Origin of the sequence: Streptomyces sp. NPDC088732, from assembly GCF_044751205.1 — a bacterium.
Lineage (GTDB): Bacteria > Actinomycetota > Actinomycetes > Streptomycetales > Streptomycetaceae > Actinacidiphila.
On the sequence record NZ_JBIVLI010000018.1, the window covers coordinates 48,282 to 63,737 of the forward strand.

Sequence of the window (15,456 nt, forward strand, 5' to 3'; positions counted from 1 at the left end):
GGGGGCAAGGCAGTAGCCGCGCCCCGCCATGGAAGAGGTAATCGATGAGGCGCATCCGACGGTCCGGGTCCGGGTCGGGACCCCGGTTCACGACCGCCCCGGCCGGCCATTCCAGGCGCCGCCGGCGGCTCGCCGGGCTCGCCGGCCTTGTACTGGCTCCGCTCCTCGCGCTGGCGCCCACGGGCGCCACCGCGGACGGCGTGTGGCTCGACACTCCCCCGCTGCAGACCCCGCGCGCGGGTCTTGCCGCCGCACCCGCTCCCTGCCCGCCGGGCCTGCGGCAGACCTGCGTGTACGCCTTCGGAGGCGTCACCCCGGACGGGCTGACCCACACCGTCGAGGCGTACAGCCCCGCCACCAACGCCTGGGTCTCCCTCGCCCCGCTGCCCACCGCACGCACCGGGCTGGCGGGCAAGGCGGCTCCGTGCCCGGAGTCCGTGAAGAAGAAGACCTGCGTGTACGCCATCGGTGGCTCCGTCGATCGCGTTGCCCAAGCCACCGTGGAGGCCTACAACCCGGCCGCCAACACCTGGATCACCGTCCGCCCGATGCCCACCCCCCGCAGGGATCTGGGCGCGGCCCCGGCGCAGTGCCCCAAGGGGTACGGTCTGCGCGGCGCCTGCGTGTACGCCGTCGGCGGAAGCACGGACGCGGACCCGGCAGTGGACACGGTGGAGGCCTACAGTCCGGCAACCGGCACCTGGGCAAGACTGCCCCACCTGCGCACGGCGCGCACCCGGCTCGCCGTCGCCTCCGCGCCGTGTCCTGAAGCGCCGGGGCTGCGCGGACTGTGCGTGTACGCGTTCGGCGGGCGGAACGCCGCCGGGTTCAGCCTGCCGACGGTCGAGGTCTACAGCCCCGTCACCAATGCCTGGATCAGCCTGCGGCCGATGTCCGTCGCCCGCGACAGCTTCGCCGTCGCGCCGGCGCCCTGCTCGGACGGACTGCGTGGACGGTGCCTCTACGTCTTCGGCGGCGAACGAAGGGACACGGCGGTGACCCTCCTCAACTCCGTCGAGGAGTACAGCCCCAATGCCGACACCTGGTCGATCCTGCCTCCGCTGCGGACCGCTCGCGATCTCCTCGCGGTCGCGTCCGCGGCGTGCCCCAAGACGTCGAAGGGCGTCTGCCTCTATCCCCTCGGCGGGTTCACCACCGCCGGTCCTCCCTTTCTCCTCACGGACTCTGCGGAGGCACTCGACATCAAGCACGAACTCGCGCCGGCCCGACCGGCCTTGGGCGAGCGTCCGTACGGCGGTGGCGGCGGGAAGCCCGGCGCCGCGCAGGGCGGATGGGAGCAGGGCGGCCGCCCGGGCGGTCCCCAGCAGGGCTCGCGTGACCAGCGGTCGGACAGCCGCCCGGACAACGGCCGTGCGGACGCGGGCGTGAACGATCTGGACGACGCCGGCACCGGCCGCTCCGGGCCGCTCGCGGGCTGACGGGAACGGGAAGAGACATCCTTCGGGCCGGCACCCTCCCTCGGTGCCGGCCCGAAGTCCGTGCGGTCACGGCCTCCGCGAATTAGTAGCCATGGAAACAATGTCCGTGTACAGTATTTGCCATGAAGCCCGACTACACGCCCGGCTACCTGGTCTGGCGCCTGTCCATGAAGTGGCGTGCCGCCGTCGACCGCGCGGTCGGCCCGCTCGGCCTCACCCACGCGCAGTACTCGCTGCTCGCGTCGCTGTACGGCATGACCCGCGGCGGACTGCGGCCCAGTCAGCGCGAGCTCGCCGACCACACCGGGCTGGAGCCGATCTTCGTGTCGAAGCTCGTCCGCACCCTGGAGGCCGCCGGCCTCGTACGCCGCGAACCCCACCCCGACGACGCGCGCGCGGTCCGGCTCGCCCTCACCGACGAGGGCGCCGACGCGGCCGTCCGGGCCGTCGACGTCGTCCGCGAGCTCCACGAGGAGCTCACCGCACCCCTCGGCGGACTGGGCTCCGCGTCCACCGCCGAACTCACGGACGCCCTGCACGCCCTTCTCGGCACCGACGACCGGAACAGGAGCACTCCCATGACCCGTACCCCCTCCCCGCTGACCGGCCAGGACATCGGCAGCGCCCACTACTCCACCCGCGCCGTGCTCGACGTCCTCCTCCAGCGGAACGGGCTCGACTTCGGCCAGTGGGTCGCGCTGCGCACCCTCGTCACCCGCGGCGAGCCCCTCGGCCGCCCCGAGCTGGAACGGGTGCTGGCCGACAGCCTCGCCTTCGCCCCCGACGCCCTGGGCACCCTCGCCAACCGCCTCACCGGCGCCGGGCTCGCCACCGCCGACGCCTCCGGCACCCTCGCCCCCACCCCCGAGGGCGAGTCCCTCCACACCGCGATCACCGAGGCACTCGCCGACATCACCGACCGCATCTACGGCGACCTGGACCCCGTCGACCTGGCCACCACCCAGCGCACCCTCGCCCGGATCTCGACCCGGGCCCGCGAGCTCCACGACGCGCTCTAACCCGCCGCGGCCTCGGGAACCAGGGCGGTGACGGCCCGGATCTCCTCGGGCGTCAGCACGAGGTCCCGCGCGGCCAGGTTCTCCCGCAGGTGGCCGATGCTCGTGGTGGCGGGAATCGGCAGCATCGCCGGCGAGCGGGCGAGCAGCCAGGCGAGGGCGACCTGCGGGACGGTCGCCCCGTGCCGGGCCGCGACGGGCCCGAGCACCGCGCGCAGCGCCTGCGGGCCGCCGGTGTCGGTGGCCGCGCCGGGCGGCGTGAGCGAGACCGGCTGCCACGGCACGAACACCGCGCCGGCGGCCTCGGTCGCCTCCAGCAGGGCGGCCTCGCCGCGGGCGGCCACGTTGAAGTGCGCCGTGACAGCGGCGATCGGGGCGATCGCACGCGCCGCGGCCAGCTGGGCGGGGGTCACGTTCGACAGCCCGATGTGGCGGATCAGGCCCTCCTGGCGCAGCGCGGCGAGGGTGCCGACCTGCTCCTCGAAGGACGCGTCCCGCGCCCAGCCGCTGTGCAGGTAGTACAGGTCGATCCGCTCCACCCCGAGCCGCCGGGCGCTGGTGTGCACGCACTGCCGCAGATAACTGGCGTTGCCGACCGCGCCGATCGTCGACAGGTCGGGTCCGCCGCGGACGAAGCCGCCCTTGGTGGCGATCGCCGGCCCGTCGCGGTACGGGTGCAGCGCCTCGCGGATCAGCTCCTCGTTGGTGTGGGGTCCGTAGACGTCGGCCGTGTCGATCAGGGTCACGCCCGCCTCGACGGCCTGCCGCAGCAGCGCGACCCCGCCCTCGTGGTCGGGGTACGGCCCCCACAGCTCAGGGCCGGTCAGCCGCATCGCGCCGTAGCCGATCCGGCCGACGGGCAGGTCGCCGCCGAGCAGGAGCGTCGATCGCTGTGCCGTGGTGCTCATGGTGTCCGCCTTCCGCCGGGCCCCGCGCCGGTCGCGGGGCCTCCGGGAACCCACCGTCGTGCCGCCGGCGGCGCGGTGCCAGGGAGGACCGTGCCTGTGCAGACCGGTACCAGGCACGCGGCCGGGCGGAGCCGGACACTGGATCCATGGAGCACCGTGGTGACACCTCCGGCGGGAACGAACTGGGCGACTTCCTGCGCGCCCGGCGCGCCGCCCTCGACCCGCGCCGGGCGGGACTGCCGGACGACGGACGGCTGCGCCGCGTGCCGGGACTGCGCCGGGAGGAGCTGGCCCAGCTCGCGCACGTGAGCATCGACTACGTCGTACGGCTGGAGCAGGGCCGCACCCGGCGGGTGTCCCGCCCCGTCCTCGACGCGCTCGCGGACGCCCTCCGGCTCGCCCCCGACGAGCGCGCGTACCTGTTCGCCGTCGCCGACGTCGCGCCGGCCGCCGCGGCACGGCAGCCCGCCGCGCAGACGGTCGACCCGCAACTGCTCCAGGTGCTCGACGGCATGCGCGACGTGCCCGCGCTGGTCCTCGGGCGCCGCCAGGACGTACTGGCCTGGAACGCCGCCGCGACCGCCCTGCTCACCGACTTCGCCGCGATCCCGGCGGGCGAGCGCAACCTGATCCGGATGACCTTCCTCGACGAGGCCTACCGCGCCCTGTACACCGACTGGCCGGCCGCGGCCCGGGACTGCGTCGCGGTCCTGCGCATGGAGGCCGGCCGGCACCCCGACGACCCGGCCCTGGCCGCGCTGGTGGGCGAACTCACCGCCCGCGACCCGGACTTCCGCACCTGGTGGGACACGCACCGCGTGCGCGGGCCCCGGCAGCTCACCAAGACCTACCGCCACCCGGTGGTCGGCCCGCTCACCCTGGACGTCCAGCAGCTGTCCGTCGCGACCGCCCCGGACCAGCTCCTGGTGGCCTACACCGCCCAGCCCGACTCGCCGTCGTACGAGGCGCTGCGCTTCCTCCTCCAGTGGTCCGGGCGCGCCGGGGAACGGTCCCCGCAGGGCGGCCCCAGACGCCAGGCATAGGGATTCGGGGGCCCGCGGCCGCGGTGGCGACCGCGGAACCCGGGCAGTAATTTGACTCACGACAGCCTTTCGCACCCTTTTCACGGGAAGGGCATCCCGGACCGGGCGGCGTAAAAGGAGCGGCCGGAATCGCGGAGGGTGCGATGCGCGTATGAACGCGGAACGCGAGCCGGCCCGTTCGCGTTTTCTGCCGGCGTTCGTCCTCATCCCGATCCTGGCCGCCATGGCCGGGCTCTTCGCCGGCTCGTACAGCTTCGCCATGGCGCATCCGACACCGCACCGCGTGCCGATCGGCGTCGTCGACGAGGCGGCCGCCGTGGACACCTTCCTGACCCGCCTGGACGCCGGGCTCAGCACCCAACTGGAGGAGCACCGCTTCGCCACGCGCGACGCGGCCGTCGCGGCCGTGGAGCGGCAGCACATCTTCGCCGTGCTGCAGGCGGGGCCCGGTGGCAGGGGCGTCACGCTCGAACTCGTACCGGCCGCCGGTGCCTCGGTGGCCCGGGTCCTGGCGGCCGCGGCACCCGGCGCCGCCGCACAGGCCGGCGTACCGCTCACCGTCACCAGCCTCAAGCCGCTGCAGCCCGGCGACCCGCAGGGCCTCGCGATCTTCTACATCACGCTGGCCGCCATCATCATCGGCTTCGTCGGGTCCGGCCAACTCAGCCTGCACGCACCGGCGCTGAGGCCGCTGGAGCGTATCGCCGCGATCGTGGCCTTCTCGGTGCTCGGCGGGTTCGCGATCTGCGCCGTCGTGGACTGGGGCCTGCACGTGCTGCGCCTGCCCTTCTGGGAGTCCTGGGGCATCCTGACGCTGACGATGGTGACCTCGGCCCTGGTCTTCACGATGTTCCACATCCTCTGCGGCCGCTGGGCGATCCTGCCGACCTGGGCGCTGATGGTCCTGCTGGGCAATCCCTCCTCCGGCGGCGCGGTGTCCTGGCCGCTGCTGCCGCAGCCGCTGGGGGCCATCGGGCGCTGGCTGCCGCCGGGGGCGTCGGTCAACGCCCAGCACAACGCGATCTACTTCTACGGCCACCAGTACGCCTTCCCGTTCCTGGTGCTCATCGGCTGGGCGCTGCTGGCCGTGGTGGTCTTCTGGACCTGGCGCTACCGCAGCCGCCCGAGGACGTCGTCCTGAGGCCGAGGCCGCGTCCCGGAATTCCGGGACCTGCCTTCGGCGCATTTCCTCCCCACCGGGAAATCCCCTCCCGCGCATTCGCCGAGGCGCCTTTCCACGTCCTGCCCCGCGGAATTCCGGCACCGTTCCGGGGCAGTGGGGCCGTGCGCGCGGACGTGCCGCCACGGTGACCTTCGCCACGCCACGCACGCCCCGGGACGCGGTTCCCGTACGGGCGACATGCCCGGAATGCCGCACCGGCAGGGGAATGCGGGGTCCGGGCCCGGCCGCCCCGCCCGCGCGAGGCGAGGAGCGGCTGTGAGCCACGTCCTGTCGGCACCTCCGGGACCGCCCTACGCTGGCCTGCCAGGCGCGCCCCCCGTGGGCGCGCCAGTGCTCGCGACCGCAATGACGCGCCGGCAGAGGACCACGGCGGGCACCTGTGAAGGACGGTTCACGATGCCCGCTGATCTCTCGCCATTCATCACCGCCGCCACGCGCTGGCTGCTCTCGGCGTTCCCGCCGGCGGCCGGCGCGCTCAACCACGCCCTGGCCGAGGCGCAGGCGTGGCAGGCGGCCACCATCGCGGCCGCGCTCCGCTACCCCACCTCGCTCGACGCCGAACTGCTGGCCGTGCTCGGTCCCGGCGGCTCCGGCCGGCTGGACGCCGTCACCGGAGCCGACGTCCACCCGCCGGCGGACGACGACCAGGTCTGGCGCACCTGGGTGGACGAGACGATCGTCAGCTGGGCCGCCTGCCTGCTCGCCGACGTCGAGCTCGCCGCGACCGCGGCGGCCTGCCTGGCCGCGACCCACCACGGCGCGGGCGGCTCCGGCGACGTGGGCGACGCCCGCCGCCTGACGATCCCCAGCCCCCGCGACCACAGCGCGGCCCCGCTGCTCCGCCACCCCGATCTCCTCGGCCCCATCGCCGGCCTGCACCGCGAGAGCCTGCTCGGCCTCCTCCACGCCGACCCGACGGGCGACCCCTCGCTGCGGGCGTAGGCCGTACGCCGTCGGCCGGCCTTTTCCGCGTCAGCTCCCCCCGCGTCCGGCGGACTTCGCACGGGCCGGGCTTCCGCGTGCCCGGGCGCAGAACTTTTCTGTCGTACGGGGCATGCAACCCTCCGCGCAGTTTTGGGAGTACCTAAGGACGGACGTCCCCGCGGCGGCCACCACCCGGTGGCCGCCGCAGGCCGGCGCGCGGGCCCAGCGCGCCGGCCGTCGAGGACCGCCCGGCGCGGTGCCGGGCACCGGTTGCAAGGAGAAACTGCCCATGGCTCTCAGTACTGCAAGGAAGGCAGGCGTGGCGGCCGTCATGGCCGCCGCGATCGGCGCGGTCTCGTTCGGCGCCTCCGCGATCGCGGCGCCGTCGGGCCCGGCCGCCCCGGTGCCGGCCACCCACCGGGCCGCCGCCCCCGCCACCGCCCAGAAGGCAGCCACCGCCCACCGGCAGGCGCCGCGGGTCGTCACCCAGCTGATCGGCAAGGGGCGCGTGGACGGCCAACGCTGGTCCGTGACCCTGGAGTTCCACCCCACCCTGCCCAAGGGCTACACCCTGCCGACCCGTCCCGACGGCAGCACGGTCCCCGGCGACGCGCTGCTGTGCCAGCGCATGTACATCGGCGGTGTGCGCATCGACCACCAGGGCGGCCCCTGGAGCGACTGCCAGGCCGTCACCGGGGCCAACGACCCCCAGGGCAGCGGCAGCACGGGCCTGTGGGGCCTGCACGACAAGGGCACCACCGGCACCCGCCTGATGGTCGCCAACCCCGAGGCCGAGGTCGCCTACGGAGTGCTCCACTTCTCCGACGGCACGCGGGTGCGGGCGAACACCGTCGCCGTTCCCGGCACCGGCTACCGCGCCTGGGCCGCTCCCATAGCCGACGGGAAGACCATCGAGGCGGTCGACCAGTTCGACGCCCACGGCAAGCGGCTCAGCCACGACACCTACTGGCGCTGACACCCCCGAGGCGAAGGACGGACAGCTCCTGCTGTGCAGCCACGTGACACCAGGGCCACCGACAGCGGACCCGACGCGGAGTTCTCCCGCTTCGTCGCCGCCCGCTGGCGATCCCTGACCCACACCGCGTACCTGCTCACCGGCGACTTCCACGAGGCGGAGGACCTGGTGCAGACGACGCTTGCCCGGGTGTACCCGCACTGGCACCGGCTGCGGCCCGAGTCCGCCGAGCAGTACGTACGGCGTGCGCTGGTCAACACCAACCGCAGCCGGCACCGCCGCCGCAGGATCGCCCATCTGCTTTTCGCCTCCGTGCCCGACACCCGCCCCGTCCCCGACGACGGGGCGGGCGTCGGCGGCGTGGAGGGGAACGACGCCCTGACCCGCATGCTGTCCGTGCTGCCCGAGCGCCAGCGGGCGGTCGTGGTGCTGCGCTACTGCGAGGACCTGTCCGCCGAGGAAGTCGCGGACGTCCTCGGCTGCTCGGTCGGCACCGTGAAGAGCCAGGCGTCCCGGGCCCTCGCCAAACTGCGCACCGACGCCGGTCCCGTCCAACCCCACCCCCGTCCTCCCGGCCGCCCCGTGGAGGCGCGATGACTCCCGACCCCGAGCAGGAGGACCGGCTGCGTGCCGCCTTCGCCCGCTCACGCGACGCCCACCCCTCCTCACCGCCACCCGTCGAGCGCATCCTGACGGTCGCGCGCACCCGCAGGCGCCGTGTGCGCGCCGTGACCGCCGCCGCGGTGGCCGGTGCCGCGTGCGTCCTCACCGCGGCCCTGACGCTGCCGTTCCTCGGTCCGCACCCCTCGACCGGGCCGGCGCACACCGCTTCCCCCGCCGCGAGCCCCACCGTCACCGCCACCGGGACGCCCCGTACACCGGACACGGTCACCGTCCGCGTCGCCGAAGGCGTGACAGACAGTCAGCGATGGTCCGTGGCCCTGGAGTTCCATCGCGCCATGCCGAAGGGCTACACCCGGCTCGTCCTCCCCGACGGCACGACGGCGCCCGGCGACGCACTGCTGTGCCAGCGCATGTACATCGGCGGCGTGCGCATCGACCACCAGGGCGGCCCCTGGACCGACTGCCAGCCCGTCACCGGCACGCACGACCCCCAGGGCAACGGGAACACGGGCCTGTGGGGCCTGCACGACAAGGGCACCGCCGGCACCCGCCTGGTCGTCGCCAACCCCGAGCGGGAGGTCGCCTACGGAGTGGTCCACCTCTCCGACGGCAGCCGGGTCAAGGCCCCCGTGGCCACTGTTCCCGGCACCGGGTACGGCGCCTGGGCCGCCGCCGTCCCCGACGGGCGGACGATCACCTCGGTCGACGAGTACGACGCCCTCGACCACCGGCTCGGCCACTCCACCGAGTGGCGCTGAGCCGGCTGGCGAGGACGCCTCCGGCGCAACGGGTCAGGCCGGTCCGCCGCTTCCGCCCGCAGGACGCCCCTCCGGGCCGGGGCCGCCCAGCAGGCGGTCGAACCACGCGCGCGTGCGCCGGAGCAGATCGAGCTGGTGTGCGCGTTCGGCGATCATGTGGCCTTCGCGCGGGTAGGTGACGAACTCGTGCTCCACACCGAAGTGCCGCAGCGCCCGGTGGAAGAGGACGGCCTGGCCGATGGGCACGTTGGTGTCCTCCTCCCCGTGCAGGATCAGCACCGGGGTGCGGATCCTGGACGCGTACGAGATCGGGCTGACCCGGTCGTGCGGGTGCGGGCCGGGTCCCTCCCAGCCGACGCTGCCGCTGACGCCGGACTCGTTGGCCGGGCCCCACTCGCCGGTCGCGGCGAGCATGCCCCAGTCGCTGACCCCGGCACCCATCACCGCGGCCTTGAAGCGGTCGGTCTGCCCCACCGCCCAGGCCGCCATGTACCCGCCGTGGCTCCAGCCGCCGATGCCGAGCCGGTCCGGGTCCGCGACGCCCTCCGCGATCAGCAGGTCGACGCCCTCGGTGATGTCGGTCCACTCGCCGCCGCCGGCCGCCCCCGCCGCCATGGCCGCGAAGGTGTGGCCACGGCCCTCGCCGCCGCGGGGGTTGGGCAGGAAGACGGCGTAGCCGGCGGTCGCGAGCCACTGCCCCGGAGGCAGGTCGATGTGGAACTGGAACCCGTCGGCGTACCGCCCGTACGGGCCGCCGTGCACGAGGGTGACGAGCGGGAACGGGCCGTCCTCGCGGCTCCGGCCCGGCGGCAGGAGCAGCAGTCCGTCCAGGGCGAGGCCGTCGGACGCCTTGTACGACAGCCGTTCCTGACTCCCCCACGCGACCTCCCGCAGGTGCGGTCTGGTGTCGCTGACCCGGGTCAACGGGCCCACGGGAGGCCCGGCGTGGACGTCCTTCGGCTCGTGGGCCGTGCCCGCCAGCACGGCGATCGTCCCACCGGACCGGCTCACGCTGAGCGCGTGGACGATGCCCTGCCTGCCGAACAGCCGCCGGAACCGCAGGTCCCGCGGGTCGAGCCGGAACAGCGCGGTGTCCAGGCCGTCGGCGAACAGCGCCCAGGGCGGGCCGTCGGCGGCCTGCACCAGTTCGGTCGGGCAGACGGCCGTGTCCGCCGTCAGATTGCGGTGCTCCGCGGCGGGTCCGGCCTCCGGAACGGCGACGTCCAGGACCGCGCGGCCGCCCACGGGGCCGGGAGGGGTGGTGGTCAGGTAGGCCAGGTGCCAGCCGTCGTCGGCGGCCCACCAGGTCGGCGAGCAGGCATCGAGCCCCGCGGGGCCCAGGTCGTGCACGGCCCCCGTCGCGGGGTCCACGACGTGCAGCTCGGCGGTGAGCACACCGGGATCGATGTCCGGGTTCGACCAGCTGACCACCGCCAGCGGGCCGCCGTCCGGGCGCTGCGCCATGTGCACGACGTGCCGGTCGTCCAGCCCGTCCACCAGGCGCAGTTCACCACTGGCGAGATCGAGCAGCCGCAGGCGCGCGCAGGGCATCCGTTCGCCCCACACCACGGCGTCGTCCCCCTCGGCCTCGCGGCGTTCGTCCTCCGCGTCCGGCGCGTCCCCCGCGATCACGGCGACGGTCCGGCCGTCGGCCAGCGGCACCTGGCTCGCGATGCCGCCCGGCCAGGACGTCAGGATCTCCACCTCCCCGCCGTCGACGGACACGCGGTGCAACTGTCCGCCCGACGTGAAGAACACCGACCCCGCATCCGGCGCCCACCGGGGACTGCCGTACCAGCCCGCGCCTTCGGTCAGCCGCCGCGGCGCCGCGCTCCCGTCGGCGGCCGACAGCCACAAGGTGGTGAACGGGCGCTCCCGGAGGCCGACCGTGCTCGCCAGGAAGGCGACCGCGCCACCGTCCGGCGAGACCACCGGAAACCGCGGCGCGACACTGTCCACGATCAACTCGGCCGACGGCGCCGATGCCGTCCCGGGTATTTCGCTCAACTCGCCCACTCCGTCCGTCCGTAACAGCCCGACTGCACGCGACCTTCCTAGCGTTCGGGCGGTGCCGCCGTCAGCGACCCGGCCGAATGCGTGTTTTGCGGCGGCGCGCGGGCGCCAGGGGTGACGGTTCCCAGGACAGGCGCGACCCGCTGGCACGGGCGATCGCGCGCAGATGGGGGCCCGTGTTGCCGACGTACCAGGTGCTCCGTTCCGTACGCGGCCAGACATAGGCCGGAACACCGTCGTCCAGCAGGGCGGTCAGCCGCGGCTGTTCCAGCGACTCGGCCGAGAACGCGTAGAGCGCGGGCAGCCGCGGGACGATCAGCCCGTAGTCGAGCATGCGGGCGAGGGCGTGCTCGTCGAGGACGGTCGCGTCGACGGGCGTGGTCACCGGGTAGTCGGGCGGGAAGGACCGGCCGAGGTCGAGGAACATCCGCACCGCCCGGTGACGCGGGTCGGCCAGCAGGGGCCCGAACGCGGCCGCCCGGCCGAGCGCGAGTCGCGGCCGCACCAGCATGGCGTGCGTGAACAGGACGCGGAGCAGCGCGACGTTCATCATGAACCGCTCCACCCGCGACTCGGCGGCGGCCAGGTCCTCGTGGCGCAGATAACCGGCGACAATGCTCGCGTTGTGCGCCCGGTACCAGCGGCCGGGGCCGGGCGCGCGGATGAAGTCCACCCAGAACTCGACACTGCGGGAGCCGGCGGCCGTGCCCGGGGCCATCGCCCCGCTGGTCAGCAGATGGGCCTCGGTCTTGTCGCGCAGCAGGCCTTCGTTCACGGCCCGCCACCAGGGACTGCCGGGCCGCTCGGACGTCTCGGGCGCGAGCACGCCGCGGGCGAGCGACCAGCGCATGAAACCCAGTTCGGCACAGCCGTACCGGCGCCGGGGCCCCGTCGCGAGCCGGTAGAACTCCTCCGCCAGCGCGTACCGCCCGGCCGGATCGTCCCGTACGCGCGCGACCCGCTCCTCCGCGCGTGAGGCCGCGTCAGCCACGGCTGCTCGATCGGATCTGCGTCATGCGGAGACCTCGGTGCTCGCTGTGGGACCGGAACGTCACCGTACCGCGAAGGGGGCTCCGCCCTCTCGGTCCGACAAGTCCGGGCGACCTCCGTTGCGGGGGCTCCCTTGGTCGCTCACGTTGCCGACTTCGTCGCATCCGCGGAGCGGACCATCACCACACGATCAGGTCTGCCAAGGTTCGCCCAGAAGCCGCCCGGGCCCTTACCCTCGTCGTCGCCCGGAGGGGGAGCCGGCCTGCGGTCGCGTCCGCGCACAAGTGGTTCTCCGGTGTCCCAGAACCTCCACTCCGTTGCGTAGACCTGCCCCGCGTGTACCCACTCGCACCGAGCTACCGGCCTGCGCAACACGGTTTCGAACCATGAGGCTGCCCGCTCAGCCAGTTCGTCGGGAGTGCCCACCGCCTCAATCGCAAGATCCGTAGGCTCGTCCGGCAGAAAGTGCAGCTGATTGTGAAGCCGGTCGCCCTTCATGGACCCGTCAGTCACATGGACGCCGACCTGGAGCAGCGACATCGCCCGCTCGTCATCCGACAGTCCGACGCAGGCGAGAAGCGATTCCTCCTCGGACCGTTCGGCCCAACTGTGCTCATACGGAACGGCCCAGGATTGGGCCAGTTCCTGCAACCTGACGATGAACGCAAGCTCCGCGTCGTCCAGCTCCAGGTCATCAGCGGGGTCATCCAGCATGAACCACGGCGTCCCGGACATGCGCACACCGTAGATCAAACCGCTCACAGACCGGGACCCGGTCGGCGTCAAGGGGCCCCGCGGTCCCAGGTCAGGTGCGGGATTCCCGTCCGCAGGCGCTGGTGGAGAGCGTTCCGCAACGGCACAGAGCAAGACGACGGCCCGCGCCCGCCCGGGCAGACAAAACAGCCCCAGCGCCGCGTCTCCGCAGCTCAGGGGCTGTGTTTCCACTGTGGCGGCGCCAGGATTCGAACCTGGGCAGGCAAAGCCGACGGATGTACAGACCGCGCGGCTCATAGCGTCTGAGCCGGCACTTTCCACTGACGCCGCCCCGCCGTCCCACACCGGCCCCACGCGTGCGGCCGGGTCTCCGTCGTCGTCCAACCATGTTGATGCCAGGGATAGTTGTCAGGCGCCTTCCGATCCGTAGCTCTACGGAGATTGGTCCGCGAAGGTCATACCGGTATACCGGTCGTGCTTCGGCCCTGGAAGACGCCACCCGACAAGGCCGGTTGGTGTGGTTGCTGTACTTCGCTGCTGTACAGCAGCGGCTCCGCAGGCCCGTTGCCTGTCCGGCATCTCGGCAGGTCAGTGCTTTCCATTGACGTCCACCGGTACGGCCGACGTGTGTCGAACGTCCGTCAAAAAATGATGAGCGGGCGAGGCAACCCTGCCTCCGCCTCATGAGTCACACAGGCGTCGCCCGTTTCACATGCCTTCCCTTGGTCCAGAAGGGGCCCACTCTCTGTGATGACTCGTACCCGGCTGTCCGCGCTGGCCGCGACGGCGGCGCTCGCCACCACCGGCGGCCTGATCATCGCCGCCCCCGCCTCCGCGGCGGTCACCTGCACCTCTCCTGTCTGGAGGGCGCAGTACTTCGGCAACTCCACCTTCAGCGGCACGCCGAAGCTCACCGCCTGCGACACCGCCATCAGCGAGAACTACGGGTCCGGCGACCCGGCCGGCGTCACGCTGCCCAAGGACAACTTCTCCGTCCGTTGGTCGCTCACCCGTGACTTCGGCTCCGGCGGCCCCTTCCGGCTCTCCGCCGCCACGCAGGACGGCATGCGCGTCTACGTCGACGGTGTGCGGAAGATCGACCTGTGGAAGAACGTCTCCACCACCGCCCGCAAGACCGTCGACCTGACCATCCCGGCCGGCAAGCACACGATCCGCGTGGACTACGTCGCCTGGACCGGCGTCGCCAACGCCGCCTTCACGTACACCCCGCGCACCGAGGCCGCCGTCGACAAGGTCAAGCCGCTCGCCCCGACCGGCCTCACCGCCGCCTACGACTTGAGGACGGCCAGGACCACCCTGCGCTGGACCTCCAACAAGGAGATGGACCTCGCCGGGTACCGCGTGTACCGCCGGCTGAGCGCCACCAGCTGGGCCAAGGTCAGCGGGACGTCCCTGCTGACCACCGGGTCCTTCGTCGACGCCCCGCCCGCCACCGGTCAGACCTTCCTGTACGAGGTCCGCGCCGTCGACAAGGCCGGGCACGAGTCCACCGGCAGCCCGGACGTGACGGCGAAGACCGTCGACCGCACCGGGCCGGCCGCCCCCACCGGACTCACGGTCGCCACCGGCGACGGGTGGTGGGACACCCTGAACTGGCAGGGAGTCGCCGAGGCGGCGAAGTACGAGGTGTATGCCTCGTCCGCGGCCGCCGGACCGTTCGAGCTGCGCGGTACGACGACCACGACGTCGTACCGGACCAGCGGCGCCGTGAACACGAACACGTACTATCGGGTCCGGGCCCTCGACGCAGCCGGCAACCCGGGGGCGTACGCGGCGGTCACCAGCGACGGCGTCGACCGGATGCCACCGAAGTCCCCGACGAGCGTCACCGTCATCGCCCGTCCCGGCTACACCAACGTGTACTGGAGCCAGGACGACGGTTTCTACGAGGACTGGGACAACGGCGGGCACTACCGCGTGTACCGCTCGCCCGGCAAGACGTTCGACCCGACCGCGCGCACCCAGGTGACCTGCGTCGCGGAGGAGAGCGACGAGGCGAGCAACGGCGGCAACTGCCACGACGTGGACATGCCCGCAAACACGTACGTGACGTACGCCGTCACGGCGGTGGACCCGTACGGCAACGAGTCGGCGTACTCCGCGCCGGTCGTCGTCCGCACTGGCGACACCGTGGCGCCCGGCCCGGTCACCGGCGTGAAGGTCACCCCGCGCAACGACGGCATGCTGGTGAGCTGGGCCGCCTCGCCCGAGGACGACATCGACGAGTACGTGGTGTGGAAGGGCGTCCGGCAGGCCGACGGCACGGTCAAGTGGCTCGGCCCCGACACCTGCTTGGATGGCACGAGCAACTGGCTCGCGATCCTCTGCGGCAACCTGCCGGACGGCGAGGCGCACGTGTACGCGGTGATGGCCAAGGACCACTGGGGCAACACGCTGCACCCGAGCGACCCGAAGGTCACCGTGGTCGAAGCCACCGAGCTCGACGTCCGGCCGTCCGTGACCGTCACCCGGGACTGGAGCCTCGGCAGCCTGGGCCACAACCGGACGGCCACTCGTCCGTCCGTCGACTGGCAGTGCACCGACACGGCCCGCTGCGCCACGGTCACCGGCTACCGCGTGAGCCGGTGGAACCCGGTGACCAAGGCCTACGAGCCTCAGCACGACGGACTGCTCCCGGCGGACGCCCGGACATGGGAGGACGCCACGGCGACAAAGGGGAACACATACTTCTACACGCTGGAGGCCCTGACGGCCGACGGCGCCGTGGTGGGGACGTACCCCTGGTACACCGTCTTCCAGGACCGCGTCTAGCTGGAGGTCATTCACCTAAAGCTTTGCCAATTGGGTCCGGTGCAGAGTTGGGTGACAGGTCAAGATGGCACCCGA

The 15,456-nt window shown here is 73.1% G+C and carries 12 protein-coding genes, 1 tRNA gene and 1 pseudogene; 9 read left to right on the plus strand and 5 right to left on the minus strand.

All coding sequences use genetic code 11. The features are described 5' to 3' along the window. Positions 1-44 precede the first annotated feature (44 nt). Both ACIP9H_RS28265 and ACIP9H_RS28270 read left to right on the plus strand, forming a co-directional pair. A complete protein-coding gene (locus ACIP9H_RS28265) occupies positions 45-1,439 on the plus strand; it encodes a Kelch repeat-containing protein (RefSeq protein ID WP_401596833.1) in 1,395 nt (464 codons plus the stop codon). A 122-nt stretch (positions 1,440-1,561) separates the two neighbouring features. Further along, positions 1,562-1,987: pseudogene (locus ACIP9H_RS28270) on the plus strand (MarR family winged helix-turn-helix transcriptional regulator); the annotation flags it as partial. A gap of 467 nt (positions 1,988-2,454) precedes the next feature. Here ACIP9H_RS28270 and ACIP9H_RS28275 read toward each other — a convergent pair. After that, a complete protein-coding gene (locus ACIP9H_RS28275; protein ID WP_401596830.1) occupies positions 2,455-3,363 on the minus strand; it encodes an aldo/keto reductase in 909 nt (302 codons plus the stop codon). Between the two features lie 146 nt (positions 3,364-3,509). Here ACIP9H_RS28275 and ACIP9H_RS28280 point away from each other — a divergent pair, with 146 nt between their 5' ends. The 6 genes from ACIP9H_RS28280 to ACIP9H_RS28305 all read left to right on the plus strand — a co-directional run bounded on the left by ACIP9H_RS28280 (position 3,510) and on the right by ACIP9H_RS28305 (position 8,871). Next, positions 3,510-4,406: a helix-turn-helix transcriptional regulator gene (locus tag ACIP9H_RS28280; RefSeq protein ID WP_401596827.1), complete on the plus strand. Its 897-nt coding sequence runs from the start codon at positions 3,510-3,512 to the stop codon at positions 4,404-4,406. A 151-nt stretch (positions 4,407-4,557) separates the two neighbouring features. Beyond that, complete coding sequence (locus tag ACIP9H_RS28285; RefSeq protein WP_401596824.1) at positions 4,558-5,547, plus strand: ABC transporter permease; 990 nt, start codon at positions 4,558-4,560, stop codon at positions 5,545-5,547. A gap of 438 nt (positions 5,548-5,985) precedes the next feature. Then, a complete protein-coding gene (locus ACIP9H_RS28290; RefSeq protein ID WP_401596821.1) occupies positions 5,986-6,531 on the plus strand; it encodes a hypothetical protein in 546 nt (181 codons plus the stop codon). 271 nt (positions 6,532-6,802) lie between these two features. Beyond that, positions 6,803-7,489 carry a hypothetical protein gene (locus ACIP9H_RS28295; RefSeq protein WP_401596818.1) on the plus strand — a complete coding sequence of 229 codons (687 nt, stop codon included), beginning with the start codon at positions 6,803-6,805 and terminating at the stop codon, positions 7,487-7,489. A gap of 33 nt (positions 7,490-7,522) precedes the next feature. Beyond that, positions 7,523-8,086 (plus strand): SigE family RNA polymerase sigma factor, encoded by a 564-nt coding sequence (locus ACIP9H_RS28300; protein WP_401596816.1) that lies wholly within the window; start codon positions 7,523-7,525, stop codon positions 8,084-8,086. Next, a complete protein-coding gene (locus ACIP9H_RS28305; protein ID WP_401596813.1) occupies positions 8,083-8,871 on the plus strand; it encodes a hypothetical protein in 789 nt (262 codons plus the stop codon). The genes ACIP9H_RS28300 and ACIP9H_RS28305 overlap by 4 nt, the downstream gene beginning before the upstream one ends. Positions 8,872-8,904: 33 nt before the next feature. Here the strand turns inward: ACIP9H_RS28305 and ACIP9H_RS28310 are convergent, their stop codons facing one another. The 4 genes from ACIP9H_RS28310 to ACIP9H_RS28325 all read right to left on the minus strand — a co-directional run bounded on the left by ACIP9H_RS28310 (position 8,905) and on the right by ACIP9H_RS28325 (position 12,919). Continuing rightward, positions 8,905-10,878 (minus strand): S9 family peptidase, encoded by a 1,974-nt coding sequence (locus ACIP9H_RS28310; RefSeq protein ID WP_401596811.1) that lies wholly within the window; start codon positions 10,876-10,878, stop codon positions 8,905-8,907. A 70-nt stretch (positions 10,879-10,948) separates the two neighbouring features. After that, positions 10,949-11,875 carry a hypothetical protein gene (locus ACIP9H_RS28315; RefSeq protein WP_401961461.1) on the minus strand — a complete coding sequence of 309 codons (927 nt, stop codon included), beginning with the start codon at positions 11,873-11,875 and terminating at the stop codon, positions 10,949-10,951. A gap of 140 nt (positions 11,876-12,015) precedes the next feature. After that, the gene (locus ACIP9H_RS28320; protein WP_401961463.1) at positions 12,016-12,609 is read right to left on the minus strand and encodes a hypothetical protein; all 594 of its coding nucleotides are present in this window, start codon (positions 12,607-12,609) and stop codon (positions 12,016-12,018) included. 212 nt (positions 12,610-12,821) lie between these two features. Next, positions 12,822-12,919 (minus strand) — tRNA-OTHER (locus ACIP9H_RS28325). 419 nt (positions 12,920-13,338) lie between these two features. Here ACIP9H_RS28325 and ACIP9H_RS28330 point away from each other — a divergent pair. Next, positions 13,339-15,381 (plus strand): PA14 domain-containing protein, encoded by a 2,043-nt coding sequence (locus ACIP9H_RS28330; RefSeq protein ID WP_401961464.1) that lies wholly within the window; start codon positions 13,339-13,341, stop codon positions 15,379-15,381. Positions 15,382-15,456 lie beyond the last annotated feature (75 nt).

Excerpts from the sequence above, each read along its gene's own strand:
- ACIP9H_RS28265 (WP_401596833.1), top strand. The coding sequence starts at position 45 with ATGAGGCGCATCCGACGGTCCGGGTCCGGGTCGGGACCCCGGTTCACG.
- ACIP9H_RS28275 (WP_401596830.1), bottom strand. The coding sequence starts at position 3,363 with ATGAGCACCACGGCACAGCGATCGACGCTCCTGCTCGGCGGCGACCTG.
- ACIP9H_RS28280 (WP_401596827.1), top strand. The coding sequence starts at position 3,510 with ATGGAGCACCGTGGTGACACCTCCGGCGGGAACGAACTGGGCGACTTC.
- ACIP9H_RS28285 (WP_401596824.1), top strand. The coding sequence starts at position 4,558 with ATGAACGCGGAACGCGAGCCGGCCCGTTCGCGTTTTCTGCCGGCGTTC.
- ACIP9H_RS28290 (WP_401596821.1), top strand. The coding sequence starts at position 5,986 with ATGCCCGCTGATCTCTCGCCATTCATCACCGCCGCCACGCGCTGGCTG.
- ACIP9H_RS28295 (WP_401596818.1), top strand. The coding sequence starts at position 6,803 with ATGGCTCTCAGTACTGCAAGGAAGGCAGGCGTGGCGGCCGTCATGGCC.
- ACIP9H_RS28305 (WP_401596813.1), top strand. The coding sequence starts at position 8,083 with ATGACTCCCGACCCCGAGCAGGAGGACCGGCTGCGTGCCGCCTTCGCC.
- ACIP9H_RS28320 (WP_401961463.1), bottom strand. The coding sequence starts at position 12,609 with ATGTCCGGGACGCCGTGGTTCATGCTGGATGACCCCGCTGATGACCTG.
- ACIP9H_RS28330 (WP_401961464.1), top strand. The coding sequence starts at position 13,339 with ATGACTCGTACCCGGCTGTCCGCGCTGGCCGCGACGGCGGCGCTCGCC.